The 14,423-nt window shown below is 71.7% G+C and carries 10 protein-coding genes; 6 read left to right on the top strand and 4 right to left on the bottom strand.

The features are described from left to right. The first annotated feature begins 6 nt into the window (after positions 1–6). Positions 7–924, top strand: coding sequence for an ABC transporter permease (locus LIX60_RS17845; RefSeq protein ID WP_227959329.1), 918 nt, complete (start codon positions 7–9; stop codon positions 922–924). A gap of 131 nt (positions 925–1,055) precedes the next feature. Here the strand turns inward: LIX60_RS17845 and serC are convergent, their stop codons facing one another. After that, the gene (gene serC / locus LIX60_RS17850; RefSeq protein WP_227959330.1) at positions 1,056–2,174 is read right to left on the bottom strand and encodes a phosphoserine transaminase; all 1,119 of its coding nucleotides are present in this window, start codon (positions 2,172–2,174) and stop codon (positions 1,056–1,058) included. Positions 2,175–2,649: 475 nt separating this feature from the next. On the opposite strand from serC, the gene LIX60_RS17855 reads away from it, so the two are divergent. Beyond that, on the top strand, positions 2,650–5,844 hold the full coding sequence (locus tag LIX60_RS17855) for an FAD-binding and (Fe-S)-binding domain-containing protein (RefSeq protein ID WP_374117875.1): 3,195 nt from the start codon (positions 2,650–2,652) through the stop codon (positions 5,842–5,844). Positions 5,845–5,930: 86 nt separating this feature from the next. Here LIX60_RS17855 and LIX60_RS17860 read toward each other — a convergent pair whose 3' ends face one another. Both LIX60_RS17860 and LIX60_RS17865 read right to left on the bottom strand, forming a co-directional pair. Beyond that, a complete protein-coding gene (locus tag LIX60_RS17860) occupies positions 5,931–6,182 on the bottom strand; it encodes a DUF397 domain-containing protein (RefSeq protein WP_227959331.1) in 252 nt (83 codons plus the stop codon). Next, positions 6,179–6,967 (bottom strand): helix-turn-helix transcriptional regulator, encoded by a 789-nt coding sequence (locus LIX60_RS17865; protein ID WP_227962815.1) that lies wholly within the window; start codon positions 6,965–6,967, stop codon positions 6,179–6,181. Before LIX60_RS17865 ends, LIX60_RS17860 begins: the two co-directional genes overlap by 4 nt. A gap of 163 nt (positions 6,968–7,130) precedes the next feature. Between LIX60_RS17865 and LIX60_RS17870 the strand changes: the two genes are divergently transcribed. The 3 genes from LIX60_RS17870 to LIX60_RS17880 all read left to right on the top strand — a co-directional run bounded on the left by LIX60_RS17870 (position 7,131) and on the right by LIX60_RS17880 (position 11,325). Then, the gene (locus LIX60_RS17870) at positions 7,131–7,847 is read left to right on the top strand and encodes an ATP-binding protein (protein ID WP_227959332.1); all 717 of its coding nucleotides are present in this window, start codon (positions 7,131–7,133) and stop codon (positions 7,845–7,847) included. A 791-nt stretch (positions 7,848–8,638) separates the two neighbouring features. After that, the gene (locus LIX60_RS17875; protein WP_227959333.1) at positions 8,639–9,973 is read left to right on the top strand and encodes an HNH endonuclease signature motif containing protein; all 1,335 of its coding nucleotides are present in this window, start codon (positions 8,639–8,641) and stop codon (positions 9,971–9,973) included. Positions 9,974–10,836: 863 nt separating this feature from the next. Then, positions 10,837–11,325 (top strand): GNAT family N-acetyltransferase, encoded by a 489-nt coding sequence (locus tag LIX60_RS17880; protein ID WP_227962816.1) that lies wholly within the window; start codon positions 10,837–10,839, stop codon positions 11,323–11,325. 163 nt (positions 11,326–11,488) lie between these two features. Here the strand turns inward: LIX60_RS17880 and LIX60_RS17885 are convergent, their stop codons facing one another. Further along, positions 11,489–12,730, bottom strand: a complete 1,242-nt coding sequence (locus LIX60_RS17885) for a PP2C family protein-serine/threonine phosphatase (RefSeq protein WP_227959334.1) — start codon at positions 12,728–12,730, stop codon at positions 11,489–11,491. A gap of 738 nt (positions 12,731–13,468) precedes the next feature. On the opposite strand from LIX60_RS17885, the gene LIX60_RS17890 reads away from it, so the two are divergent. Then, positions 13,469–14,305, top strand: coding sequence for a TIGR03084 family metal-binding protein (locus tag LIX60_RS17890; RefSeq protein ID WP_227959335.1), 837 nt, complete (start codon positions 13,469–13,471; stop codon positions 14,303–14,305). The last annotated feature ends 118 nt before the right edge of the window (positions 14,306–14,423 follow it).

The following is a 14,423-nucleotide window of genomic DNA, read 5'->3' on the forward strand; positions in this document are numbered from 1 at the left end:
ACGGGCATGGCCACGACCACGGGTACGAGCGCGGGCACGAGCAGCACAGCCACGAGTACGACCGCCCCCGGCCCGTCCGCGCCGCCCGCGGCGCCGCCCCCCGCGGCGGGATTCGCGGCGGACCTCGCGGTCCCCGAGCGCAGGATCTACTGGGCGGTCGCCGACTGCCTCGTCATCGTCCGCAACGAACTCACCCACCTGGCGCGCCAACCCGCCAACATCGCCTGGCAGCTGGGCTTCCCGATCGTCTCCGTCCTGCTCTTCGTCTATGTCTTCGGCAGCGCCATGGACGTCGGCGCGGACGACTACAAGGACTACGCACTCCCCGGCATGTTCGCCATGACCATGGCCTTCGGCTTCATGAACACCGCGATGATGGTCGCCATCAACAAGGAGAAGGGCGTCATGGACCGCTTCCGGTCCATGCCCATGGCCCCCTCGGCGGTGGTGAGCGGGCGCGGCGTCTCCGACGTGATCGGCGCCTGCCTGGACCTCGTGGTCCTGGCGCTGATCGCCCTCGCCGTCGGCTGGCGCTCCGACGGCAGCTTCCCGGCCACCCTCGCCGCCTTCGGGCTGCTGATCCTGCTGCGCTTCGCGCTGATCTGGATCGGGGTGTTCCTCGGACTGCTCGTCCCCAACCAGGAGGCGGCGGGCAACCTCTTCGCGCTGGCCTTCCCCTTCGGGATGATCTCCAGCGTCTTCACCCCGCCGTCGATGATGCCGGACTGGCTGGGCGCCGTCGCGATGTGGAACCCGGTCTCGTCCACGGCCAACGCCATCCGGGAGCTGTTCGGCAATCCGGTGCCCTCCGGCGGCAGTTGGATCGAACAGCACGCGCTGCTCATGGCCGTGGTGTGGCCGCTGATCGTCACGGCCGTCTTCCTGCCCCTGGCGGTACGCCGCTACCAGCGGCTCAGCCGATGACGGCTGCTGACGGCTGCTGACAACCGCTGAACGGAGCGGGCCCCGGCTGTCGCAGCAGTCGCAGCCGGGGCCCGCTCTCGCCGGTCGATGTGCTCACGACCGGACCGTCTCAACTCAACTCCGCGGCTCCGTCAGAGCCGCTCGATGACGTAGTCCACGCACTGCGTCAGCGCCTCGACATCCGCCGGCTCGACGGCCGGGAACATCGCCACCCGCAGCTGGTTGCGGCCCAGCTTGCGGTACGGCTCGGTGTCCACGATGCCGTTGGCGCGCAGCACCTTGGCGACCGCCGCCGCGTCGATGCCCTCGTTGAAGTCGATCGTGCCGACGACCTGGGAACGCTTGGCCGGGTCGGTGACGAACGGGGTGGCGTACTCCGCCTTCTCCGCCCAGCCGTACAGCCGGGAGGAGGAGTCCGCGGTCCGCCGCACGGCCCACTCCAGACCGCCCTGGCCGTTGATCCAGTCGAGCTGGTCGGCGAGGAGGAAGAGGGTGGCGAGCGCCGGGGTGTTGTACGTCTGGTTCTTCAGCGAGTTGTCGATCGCGGTCGGCAGCGAGAAGAACTCCGGGACGTGCCGGCCGGAGGCGTGCACCCGGGCGGCACGCTCCAGGGCGGCCGGGGAGAACGCGGCGATCCACAGACCGCCGTCCGCCGCGAAGCACTTCTGCGGGGCGAAGTAGTAGACGTCCGTCTCGGTGATGGTGACGGGCAGGCCGCCCGCGCCGGAGGTCGCGTCCACCAGCACCAGCGAGCCCTCGTCGGCGCCCTGCACCCGGTGGATGGGGGTGGCGACACCGGTGGAGGTCTCGTTGTGCGTGAACGCGTAGACGTCGACACCGGCCTCGGCGGTGGGCTCCGGGTGGGAACCGGGGTCGGCGGTGATGACGGTGGGCTCCTCCAGCCAGGGCGCGAGCTTCGCGGCCTTGGCGAACTTCGAGGAGAACTCACCGAAGGAGAGGTGCTGGGACTTGCGCTCGATGAGGCCGTGGGTCGCGATGTCCCAGAAGGCGGTGGTGCCGCCGTTGCCGAGGACGACCTCGTACCCCTCGGGCAGCGAGAACAGTGTGCGGACGCCGTCGCGCACCCTGCCGACCAGGTTCTTCACCGGGGGCTGGCGATGGGAGGTGCCGAGCAGGGAGCTGCCGGTGGCGGCCAGCGCGCTGAGCGCCTCCGTACGCACCTTGGAGGGGCCCGAGCCGAATCGACCGTCGGCGGGCTTGATGTCAGCGGGGATCTGGATATCAGCCACGGCTGCAGCCTAATCCTTGGATGTGCAGGCGGGGGGCATTCGTCCACCGGATGAGACGGCGGTCTCGTCCTGACGCGGGGCCGGGCGGGGAGCCCGGGGGAGCGTCGCCGTCGAGGCGGGTCGAGGCGGCAGGGCTCGATCGGCGGGCGCGATATGCGCGGCAGGCCGGCGGGCCGGCAGGCAGGCAGGCCCGGTGGGCCCGGCGGGCGCGGGGGCGCGAGCGCTGGGCGCGAGCGCCGGGCCCAGGCGTCCAGCAACCCACGGCTGGCAGCCCGGCAGCCATCAGCCCGGCGTACCCGTCAACGCCTCGGCCACGTCTCCGCCACCACGCCGCGCCCACCGGACCGCGCTAGACCGCACCGGACCGCGCCGAACCCCGCCGCCCCACACCGCCCCACACCACACCGCGCCGTGCCGACCAGCACCGTGCCGCCGCCTGGTGTGCCCGGAGCCCGTCGGCGGGCAGTCTGGACTCATGGCTGATCACGACCCGGCACGGCCCGGCCCCGCGCACCCCCGCCCCCCGCGTCCCGATCCCGCCCGGCCCGGCCCCGGGGCGGCGCGCCCGGATGTGTCGGGGCTTGCGCGGGACCTGCGCCGGGCCGTCGGCGGAGACGTGGAGTTCGACACCGCGAGCCGGGCCCTGATGACCATGGATGCCTCCAACTACCGGCGCGTGCCCCTCGGCGTCGTCGCCCCGCGCGACGCCGACGACGTGGCCGCGGCGCTCGCCGTCTGCCGCCGCCACGGAGTGCCGGTCGTACCCCGGGGCGGCGGCACGTCCATCGCGGGCCAGGCCACGGGCACCGGCGTCGTCCTCGACTTCACCCGCCACCTGAACCGGATCGTCTCCCTCGACCCGGAGACCCGTACGGCAGTCGTCGAGCCCGGAGCCATCTGCGACAGCCTCCGCACGGCGGCCGCGGCCCACGGGCTGACCTTCGGCCCCGATCCGTCCACGCACAGCCGCTGCACCATCGGCGGCATGATCGGCAACAACTCCTGCGGCGCGCACTCCGTCGCCTGGGGCACCACCGCCGACAACGTCCGCGCCCTGGACGTCCTGACGTACGGCGGCGAGTACGCCCACCTGGCGGCCGGGGACGGAGACTCCGCCAGCGCCGCCGGCCCCGGGGGGACAACGCTCCCGACCGCCCTGCGCGAGGGAGCCGAAGCCCTCGTCGCACGCCGCCGCGCTCTGCTGCGCACCGGCTTCCCCGCCGGTCTGCCCCGGCGCATCTCCGGCTACGCGCTGGACGCCCTCCTGCCCGAGAACGGCACCGACTGGGCCCGCGCCTTCACCGGCAGCGAGGGCACCCTCGGCGTCCTCACCCGGGCCGCCGTACGGCTCGTCGAGGCCCCCGCCGCCCACGCGCTGGCCGTACTCGGCTACGCGGACGAGAGCGCCGCCGCCGAGGCCGCCCACACCCTCCTCCCGTACGGGCCGCTGACCGTCGAGGGCATGGCCTCCGACCTCGTACCCGCCCCGGCCGCCGCCTCCCTGCCCCGGGGCGCGGCCTGGCTCTTCGTCGAGACGGGCGGCTCCGGACCGGAGGAGGCGCGGGCCCGCGCGGAGCGGCTGTGCCGGGCCGCGGCCGACGGCACCACGGACAGCGTCGTCGTCACCGACCCCTCCCACCGGCGCGCCCTGTGGCGGATCCGCGAGGACGCCTCCGGCACCGCCACCCGGATGCCCGACGGCAGCGAGGCCTGGCCCGGGTGGGAGGACTGCGCCGTACCGCCCGCGCGCCTCGGCCCGTATCTGCGCGACTTCCGCGCACTCCTGACCGAACACGGCCTGCGCGGCACCCCGTACGGGCACTTCGGCGACGGCTGCATCCACGTCCGGATCGACTTCGACCTGCTCACCGGCCCCGGCATCGCCCGCTTCCGGAGCTTCTCCACCGACCTCGCCGACCTGGTCGTCGCCCACGGCGGCTCCCTCTCCGGCGAACACGGCGACGGGCAGGCGCGGGCCGAACTGCTGCCGCGGATGTACGGAGACGAACTGGTCGGTGCGTTCGAGGAGTTCAAGACACTCTGGGACCCGGCGGGCGGTCTCAACCCGGGCATGCTCGTCCGCCCCCACCGCCTCGACGAGAACCTCCGCTTCGCTGTCCTGCCGGGGAAACCCGTGGACGTCGCCTTCGGCTACCCGCACGACGGCGGGGACTTCACGGCGGCCGTGCGCCGCTGCGTGGGCGTCGCCAAGTGCCGGAACACGGCGGCCCCCGGGACCGCCGTCATGTGCCCGTCCTTCCGCGCCACCGGCGAGGAGCAGCACTCGACCCGCGGCCGGGCCCGGCTGCTCCACGAGATGCTGGCGGGGGCGGCGGACGGGCCCGGCGGCATCGTCACGGACGGCTGGCGCTCGGAGGAGGTGCGGGAGGCGCTGGACCTCTGCCTGTCCTGCAAAGGCTGCCGCAGCGACTGCCCGGTCAACGTCGACATGGCCACGTACAAGGCCGAGTTCCTGCACCACCACTACGCGGGCCGGCTGCGGCCGGCCGCCCATTACGCGATGGGGCGGCTGCCGCTCTGGCTGCGCGCGACGGCGCCGGTGGCACCGGTGCTGGCGCCCCTGGCCAACCGGCTGGCCCGGGTGGCACCACTGGCATCGGCGGTGAAGCGGCTGGGCGGCATCGCGCCGGAACGGGAACTGCCGGAGCTGGCGCGGGAGACGTTCCGGCGCTGGTGGCGCCGCCGGGCGGCGGAGGCGGGTGCGGGTGCGGATGCGGCGGCGGATGCGGGGATGGGCGCAGCAGCGGAGGCGGAGGGACAGAGGGAGAAGGCGACGGAGACCGGAGCGGAGACCGGAGCGGAGACCGGAGCGGAGACCGGAGCCGAGACCGGAGCCACAGCCGAGACGGAGGCGACTCCCGCTTCCGCCGGATCGCCCCGCCCCACCGGCTCCGGCCGTGCCGGGACGGACCCCGACCGCCGCCGCACGGTCGTGCTCTGGCCGGACACCTTCACCAACCACCTCTCGCCCTCCGTCGGCCGCTCGGCCGTGGCCGTACTGGAGGCTGCGGGCCTGCGGGTCGTCGTACCGCCCAAGCGGGTGTGCTGCGGGCTGACATGGGTGTCCACCGGGCAACTGGACGGCGCACGCAAGGTCATGCGGCGCACCCTGGACGTCATGGCGCGCGCCCTGGAGGCGGGCCTGCCGGTGGTCGGCCTGGAACCGAGCTGTACCGCCGCGCTCCAAACCGACCTGCCTGAACTGCTGTCCGACGACCCGCGTGCGGCGCGACTGGCGGAGGCGGTGACCACCTTCGCCCAGGCACTCGACCAGTACGCCCCCGACTGGCAGCCCCCGCGCCTGGACCGCCCCGTCGTCGGCCAGACCCACTGCCACCAGCACGCCGTCCTGGGCGACGCCGCTGAACGCAAACTGCGGGAGCGGGCCGGGCTGACGGGCGACCTGTCCGGCGGCTGCTGCGGCCTCGCCGGCAACTTCGGCTTCGAACGCGGGCATTACGACGTCTCGGTCGCCTGCGCGGAGGAACAACTCCTGCCCTCCGTACGCGACGCCGCCCCGGACACCGAAGTCCTCGCCGACGGCTTCTCCTGCCGCACCCAGCTCGACCAGCTCGCGGGCCGCCGGGCGCGCCACTTGGCGGAGGTGCTGGCGGAAGGGCTGGAGAACGGGCCGGGGCCGACCGGATGACGCTCTGGCCAACGAGTTGAAGGCCGCCACGAGGCCCGCCCGGAGGCCGTCGGAGGACGGCGCGGAAGAGAACGGCTGACGGCCCGCTACGCCAAGGGCTGCCGCGCCGCGTGTGCGACGAAGGCCGCCCATGCGGCGGGCGCGAGGAGGAGCTGTGGACCGGACCGGTCCTTGGAGTCACGGACGTGGACGGCGCCGGGGCAGTCGGCTATCTCGACGCAGTCGCCGCCTTCGGAGTCGCTGTGGCTGGACTTCCGCCAGGAGAGGGCCACTTCGACGCAGTTGCCGCCTCCGCTGTCGCTGTAGCTGGACTTGAACCACGCGAGTCGCGCACTCATAGTTCCTCCGCCACCTTCTCGATGAACCGGGCCGACTCCTCCGTGCCGAGGGCCTCCATCCGGATCATTCCATGGCGCTGGACGAGTGCGCTGAGCTTGCCGGGATCGGTGTACAGAGCCCCCGTCTCCTGTCCCTCCACATAGGCGTACTGCTCGTGCTCCGAGGTCTCCAGAAGGACATACGGACCGCTGAGCCCGGTAACGGAGCCGGGCCCGGCACGGAGTACCTGGACGGAGACGTTGCGCAGCTCGCCGGTCTTCACCAGGTGGCGAAGCTGCGGCCTCATGACCTCGGGTCCACCGACCATGCTCCGCAGCGCCGCCTCGTAGATCACAAAGCTGAAGAGGACAGGCGGCTTGCGTGTCAGCTTCTCCTGGCGCTGGAGGCGGGCGGCCACCCGCTCATCGACCGTCTCGTCGTCCAGCGGCGGACAGTGACTGCCGATCAGCGCCCGGGCGTATGCCTCGGTCTGCAACAGACCGGGGATGAGCAGGGTCGCGTACGAGTGCAGCGCGACGGCCGCCTCCTCGGCCGCCATGAAGTCCTGCGTACGGGCCGGGTACTTCTCCGGCTTGAGATAGTCCTGAGCCGCGAGCAACAGCCCGTGCGCCCCGCACATCTCGTCGGCGACCTGGAGCAGCCGCAGGGTGGGCTTCCGGCGGCCCTGCTCCATCGACTTGACCGAGTCGTACTCGTAGTTCGCCTCCCTGCCCAACTGCTCGCGGCTGATGCCCGCTTGGGTCCGCCACAGTTTGATCTGGTTGCCGCAGTACCGCCATGCCATCGGCGGCTGGGGGTTCTCCGTGGTCACTGCGCCCCGCCTCCTCGGTGCTCGGTTCCCGGTCCCCGGCCATCGCTCCGGAACCCGGATGCGCACGGGGTACGGCTACGCTCCGTACCCGTTCCGCTCCTTGGGGAGGCTAGGAGCGCATCAGCACGCTGGCAGCGTGAACAGCGCAAAGACTCCCCTCACGGGCGATTCCCGACCGGTCGGCACGCCTGTGGACGTAAACCCTGGCAAGCTGCCCCGCGACATCGAATGGCGCCTGCCGCGCCACGCGCGCAGCGTGAGCCGCGCCCGGACGCTGCTGCGCGAGCAGGCACGCTCCTGGCAACTCCCCGACGAGACCGTGGAAACGGCCGTCCTCCTGCTCAGCGAGCTGGTGACCAACGCCTACCGGCACGCACGGACGTCCCCCGGCCGCCAGATCAACATCCGCTGCGTGGCGGACGGACCGGCCCTGCGCGTCGAGGTGTCGGACGCGGGCGACGAGATGCCGCGTCTCCGATTGGCGACGGAAGCCGACGAGTCGGGCCGTGGACTGGCTCTGGTGAACGCCCTCGCCGACTGGTGGGGTGCTCACCGTCGACCGTGCGGTATCGGCAAGACGGTGTGGTTCGAACTCGGCTTGCCCACAGCCGACGGACCGGACGCCGCCGGGACGCAAGAGGTGCAGAACGCACAGGAGATGCGAGAGGTGCGGGCGGCGGAGGCGGCGAAGGAAAGGGAGTGGGCGGCAGACGGAGCGGGCGGAGCAGGCGGGGGCAGCGGGGTGGACGCACAGCAGGCAGATCAGGGGGAACGGCTGGAAGGTCGGAGCGACGACCGAGCCGCAGAAGACGGCGCAGCCGCTCCCGTTGGCCGTGCTGCGGCACATGGCTGAGCGGGCAGGCCGGCCTCCCGGTCTGCGGACGACGACTCGGGCGCGGCGAAACGAAGAGGCTCGTACCGGGGCTTCCTTGCGTCTCAGGTTGGCTCACCTCGGGTGGCCGCGCCGCACTGCTGGACGGGACCGACGCCTCCGAGCGGCCGCGACGACGCTGGCACGCAGGGTATGCGTCGGTGTGATGCCGGTGGACGCGTACGGGCGGTGGGTGATTGGGGTTACGGCGCCGGGTGGGCGGCGCGATGGTGGTGACCGGTGCGTCGCGGGCTGCCCGTTGTTGTTTTGGTGGGGGTTACGGAATCCGTGCTGGGGGTGGGCCGGTGGTCGGTCGTCTATCCGGTGCCGTGCGCGCCCGGGGTCGTTTTGAAAAGCGATGGCGTGGCTGGTGCCGGTGGGTGGTTGAGGGGGCACACGCGCGCCTGGGCTTCTCGGCTTACCCGCCGTCGTGGCGGGCTGTCGGTGGTGGCGGTTGAGTCCGGCTGTCGTGACTGCTGCGGGAGTGTCGGCTGCCGCTGGGGTGGGGGCTTCGCGGAAGCGCTGGGCGTTGGGGTTCTCCGGCCCTCTGCTGCGTCGTGGCGGGCTGCTGGTGGCCGTGGTCGTGGGCGGGTGGCGTTGCTGGTGTTCGGTGTGGGCGATGAGTGGAGTTCCCGGGTCCGCTTTCGCTCACTCGTTCGGGTGGTTCCATGCTCTGGACCTGGATTCATCACCGTACGTGACGGAAAATAGGGGGTAGGAACTCGCTCCGTGAGGGCGGGAGTTCACGCGGTGATCCGGACGGGGGGAATGTCATGCAGGCCACGTTGCTCGACCACGACGACACGGCCACGACCGGGGTGCCGGGACAGCCGGTGACGGCGGATGAGTGGGCCGCCCACCTGGCGTCGGCTGTGCCGGGTCCGCAGACAGCGGCGATGCTCGCTCTGCTGGAACGCGAGCAACTCTCCACCACGGGGCGGATCGACGCGCTGAAGGCCTGGGAGCGGCACACCTCCTGGATCCAGGCGCAGCAGGTGCGTCTGCTGGCCGATATCGAGGCGGATGCGCTGGAGGCGACGCCGAATGAGATGGGCTGGGTGGACTATGACTGGAACTTCGCCTGTGAGGATGTCGCCTGCGCGTTGAAGCTGTCGGGAAACACGGCCGCGGACCGCCTGGCGGTCGCCACCACCCTGGAGGGACGCTTCCCCACCACGGTGGGCCTGTTGGAGCGCGGGGAGATCTGCTATCTGCAGGCGAAGGCGGTGGCGGAGGTCACCGGCACCCTCGACCCCGAGGCCGCCGCGCGGGTGGAGGCCCTGGTGGTGCCGAAGATGCCCGCCCAGTCCGTCGGCCAGACCCGGCGGGCGCTGAACCGCGCGGTCCTCAAGGCCGACCCGCAGGGGGCGGAGGTGCGGCACCGCCGGCGGCGGGAGGACCGTACGATCTGGCACCGGGCCACCGAGGACGGCATGGCCACCTGGACCGCGTTCCTCCCCACCCCGCAAGCCGCACAGCTCGACGCGGCCGTCGACGCCCACGCCGCCACCTTCACCGACGACGGGCGCACCCTGAACCAGAAGCGCGTGGACGCCCTGTATGACTTGGTCGTCAACCGCCCCGCCGGGACGGACACCCCCGGTGGCCGCTCTGCGGCGGTGGTCCAGGTGACGGTGTCGATGGACACGCTCATCGGGGTGGATGAGGAGCCCGGACAGCTCAAGGGGTACGGGCCGGTCAGCGCCACCGCGGCACGGGAGGTGGCCTTCGCCCCCGGCACCATTTGGCGGCGTCTGATCACCCACCCCACCACCGGCCTGCTGATCAAGACCGACCCCACCACCTACCACCCCACCGCGGAAACCCAGCGCCACGTCATCGCCCGCGACATGACCTGCACCTTCCCCTCTTGCCAGATGCCCGCCCACCGCTGCGACCTGGACCACATCGAACCGTTCGACCACCAGGACCCGACAGCGGGCGGGGCGACGGAGCCGGACAATCTGATGCCGCTGTGCCGACGCCACCACCTTCTCAAACACCGCACCGACTGGCAGGTGCAGCGCGACCCCGACACCGGCGAGGTCCGCTGGACGGCACCGACCGGCCACACCTACACCAACCCACCCCACACCCACACCACCTAGCCCCACCCCCGGCCGCCGCCGAGCAGGCCGCAGCCACCGGCACCAGCCCCTCCGACACCGCGCGGAGGGGCCCACACCCATGCCCAACACCCGAAACACCCCGGGCCACCACCGGGCGGGCAACACCTGACAGGGGCCGCGCGCACCTTGGCATCGGGAGCACCGGCGACGGCACACACCTTGGCGTCAACGGGCACGAGTTGCTTCCAGCACCCACCAACCGGCAACCGGCGAGATTAGAGGACAGAGCCCGTCACGCCGCCCGCTACGACCGTCACCATCGACAGCCCGCCACGACGAGAGGGAAAGCCGAGAAGCCCAGGCGCGCGTGTGCCCCCGCAACCACCCACCGGCACCAGCCACGCCATCGTCTTTCCGAACGACCCCGGGCGCGCACGGCACCGGATAGACGACCGACCACCGGCCCACCCCCAGCACGGATGCCGTAACCCCCACCCGACACCCACCCGTCGGCCCGCAACGCACCCGCGACCACCATCGCGCCGCCCACCCGGCGCCGTAAGGCCAACCAGCACGGCACCGGACAGCCCGCGACGCATCCGCCACCACTCCGGCCCTGCCCACCCGGTGCCGTAACCCCCACCAGCACGCCACAGTCCGGCCGCCCCGCACCTCCGCTCCCGCTCAGCCCAGTCCGCCCAGCACACCCGGCCACTGCACCTCACGTCCGCGCGACCCTCGCCACCACCAATCGGAAACGACAGCGGGGACTGCGCCTATGCGGACCGGGCCGGGCCGACGTGTGCTCCCGGACTGGAGAAACATGTTGACGTGTCATCGGGCCGCTCGGCACGCTCACGGCCGTGAGCACTGAACAGGGACCGGCCGATGCCACCGTCGTCATGCCCGTCGGCGTGCGTGACTTACTGCCCCGGGACCTCCCTGCATGTGCCTGGTCGGGCTCGGCAACTCACCTGCGCCAGGTGGAGCGAGAGCTGGCGCGTGCTGCGGTCGGCGAGGTCGACTACCTGGCCGTGACCACTCGGATGGATCTGCCGGTGGCGATCGGCGGCGTCGACTACCAGGTGGCCGAGGAAGCCGGGACCTTGTGGCAACTCGCCGTGCTCCCGGCTCTCCGGTCCTGCGGATTGGGAACCTTGCTGATCCGGGCCGCCGAACAGAGGATCAGGGACCGCGGCCTGAGCAGGGCCGAAATCGCCGTGGAGGAGAACAACCCCCGGGCTCGCGCCCTGTACGAGCGTCTGGGCTACGTCGCGTACGGCCGCAGGCCCGATGCCTGGGATCTGGAAGGGCCCAACGGGCTGATCAGCCGACACGAGACGGTGTGCGTTCTCATGCGAAGGGAACTGCAGGGCCCCGCTCGACAGTAGATGCCGGAGGGGCAGCCGAACGGGCACCTGTGCTACGCCGAGAACCGGTCATCCGGCCGACGTGGTGACGTCGGCCCCGGTTCCCCGGTGCGTTGCGTGAGACTGCCGGACTGCCGGACTGCCGGACTTGCAGGGATGCCGAACCGATCGGCGGCTTGCCGGGTCATTCCACGGTGGCGAGATGGTCTGCCGCGCCCCCGCGCCACTCGATCAGGAAGAGCGTCGCGTCATCGCTGGTGCTTCCGCCCCGTTCTCGTTTCAGGGTGTGGGAGAGAGAACGCACCATGGCCCGCACCCCCTCCTCCGTGTGCTCGATGCGGTTGACCCAGGCGATGAGCTGTTCCTCGCCGAACTGCTCTTCGCCCGCTCGGTGCTCCTCGATCACGCCGTCGGTGAAGCACAGAACCCGGTCGCCCCGCTGGAGGATCTGCTCGCTGATCGAAGGCATTTCACCGCCGAAGCCCACCGGCAGGGTGGTCGGGCTGTCCAGGCGCCGGACGACCTGGTGGTTGCGGATCAACAGGGGTGCCGGGTGGCCCGCGTTGACCCATTGCAGGTGACCTGTGGTGATGTCCAGACGCATCATCTGCGCTGTGACGAAGTGTTCGGTCCCGAACTGCTCCGCAATGGCCTGGTCCATGAAGGAGTAGATCCCGGCCAGTCCCACATGGGCGCGTCTGGCGTGCCGATAGACGCCGATGGCGACGGTCGCCATGGTGGCGGCGCGGAGACCGTGGCCCATCGCGTCGATCACGGCCATGTGCAGGACGTCGTCGTTGAGGGCGTAGTCGAAGCTGTCACCGGCGACGTTGTATGCGGGCTCGAGAATCCCCGCGACGGCGACCTGGGGAACGGCCATGGCCAGCGGGGGCAGCAGCGACCATTGGATCTCCGCGGCCACGCTCATAGGTTCGAGCCGCCGGGCCTGGAAGAACTGGTCGGTGTAGCTGTGCTTGGTCACCAGCATGTCGGCGACCAGACCGGCGAGTCTGCGCAGCAGCCTCCTGTCGTCGTCATCCACGACGGACAGGGTGAGGGCCATCACCCCCACCTGGTCGCTGCCGTCCAGCAAGGGCAGGAACATGCGGACACCGTCAGCCTGAGGAACCTCGATGACAGTGCCGTGCAGGAAGGCCGCGCCCGCGGGGGAATCACCGATCGGCTCGGGTTCGCCGACGACCAGCAGCCGGCCCGGTAGCGGCACCAGCACTTGCTGCGCGTAGTCCTGCAGGAGGATCGAGACGTCGCGGCCACCGACCTTGGCGACCTCTTCCGCGATCAATGGGGCGATGAGCTGGGGCGGCATCTCGTGGGCCCGGTCCAGCAGCAGCCCCAGCAGCCGCTCGCCGAACCCCTCCGACCGGTTCGTGGTGTCCTTGCCTGGCCGGTTCTCATCCACTGCCATGACCGGTCGCCCTTTCGCTGCGTGGTCTTCGTGCGGGGAGTGGTTCGCAGACCGGTGTGGCTGCCGTCCCGGCCTCCGAACGCAGCACCGGGGCCGGGCGGCAGCTCTCCGTTTCCCGTGCCCGGCACAGGCCGCGCGCTCCGGCACCTTGTGTTCCGTCCGGTGTTCGCAGCGGATCCACTCGGAGGTCCGTTCACGTGATCTGCGCACACGGGCCCCCGGCAGGGTCGTGGTCACTGTGGCTCAGCGTGACGCGGTTGAGCGGCTCAGCGAGCCATTACGCCGGATGCGGCATGTCTTACCGGCATGTCATACCGGTATGGGGAGGGGGTGTGGTGGCACGGAGATCCTCGACCCGGCCGGGGATGAGGAGATCGTCCGCGGGTGTGCGGGTGTGCGGGTGTGCGGGTGTGCGGGTGTGCGGGTGTGCGGGTGTGCGAGGGAGCGGAGAAAATAATGCAAGCACGCTTGCTTGTTTCTTGTTCTGCTGCCACAGTCGGTCCACGCCGCGCCGTTGCGCCGCCCCGGCAGCCAACCGGCCGGCGGAACGGTCGGCCGAGTACCGGCCGCCTCGCCGTCCGGCCGTATCAAGCCGTCCGGGCAACGGGGCACGCTCAACAGCAGTCCTTGTCCCGCCTCCCGTGCCCACGCGCGGCGCCTGAAGCCCGCAACTTCACCACGCACCTCCGTACACCTCCGTAGACCGCCGTCTCCGCCGTCCGTACAAGGGAGCACCCCGTGGCCGATCCAGCAGCAGTGCTCGGCGATCTCCATGCCGAGGGCGAGGAGTTGGAGCAGCTTGTCGCACCGCTCGCCGCCGAACGCTGGAGCATGCCGACCCCCGCACCCGGGTGGACCGTCGCGCACCAGATCGCCCATCTCGCCTGGACCGACGAGCGTGCCCTGCTCGCGGCCACCGACCCCGGCGCCTTCGCCGAGGACGCGGCCCAGGCGCTCACCTCGCCCGAGACCTTCGTCGACGACGGTGCTCAGCGGCTGGTCGACGAGCTACCGCCCGCAGCCCTCCTCGACCGCTGGCGTACCGGTCGCACAACCCTTCACCGCGCCCTCGCCGGCCGGCCTGCCGGGGTCCGGCTCCCCTGGTACGGGCCGCCGATGAGCGTGGCTTCTATGGCGACGGCCCGCCTGATGGAGACCTGGGCCCACGGACAGGACGTGGCCGACGCGCTCGGGGTCCGCCGTGAGCCGACGGCTCGGCTGCGCCATGTCGTACGGATCGGGGTGCGGGCCCGCGACTACGCGTACATGGTGCACGGGCTCGTACCGCCCGCCCAGGAGTTCCGGGTGGAACTGACGGCCCCGGACGGGGACTTGTGGGTGTACGGGCCCGAGGACGCCGCGCAGCGCGTCACCGGTGCCGCCCTCGACTTCTGTCTGCTGGCCACCCAGCGGGCGCACCGCTCAGACCTGGCCCTGCGGGCCGAGGGCCCGGACGCCGCGCACTGGCTGGACATCGCTCAAGCGTTCGCCGGGCCGCCCGGCAACGGGCGTGAACCGGCGACCGTGGAAGGGATCGGCGGGGGCAGCGCCGACGGTGCGGGAGCAGCCCTGTGACCGGGGCCGGTAAAGCGGCCGGGAACGGGACCCCGCCGGAAGACGGAGCCCCGTCGGCCGGTGCCTCGCCCGCCGGTGCCCCGCAGTCCCGCACCCCGCAGTCCCGCATCCCGCAGTC

The organism is Streptomyces sp. S07_1.15 (genome assembly GCF_020739505.1).
Taxonomy (GTDB): Bacteria; Actinomycetota; Actinomycetes; order Streptomycetales; family Streptomycetaceae; genus Streptomyces; species Streptomyces xinghaiensis.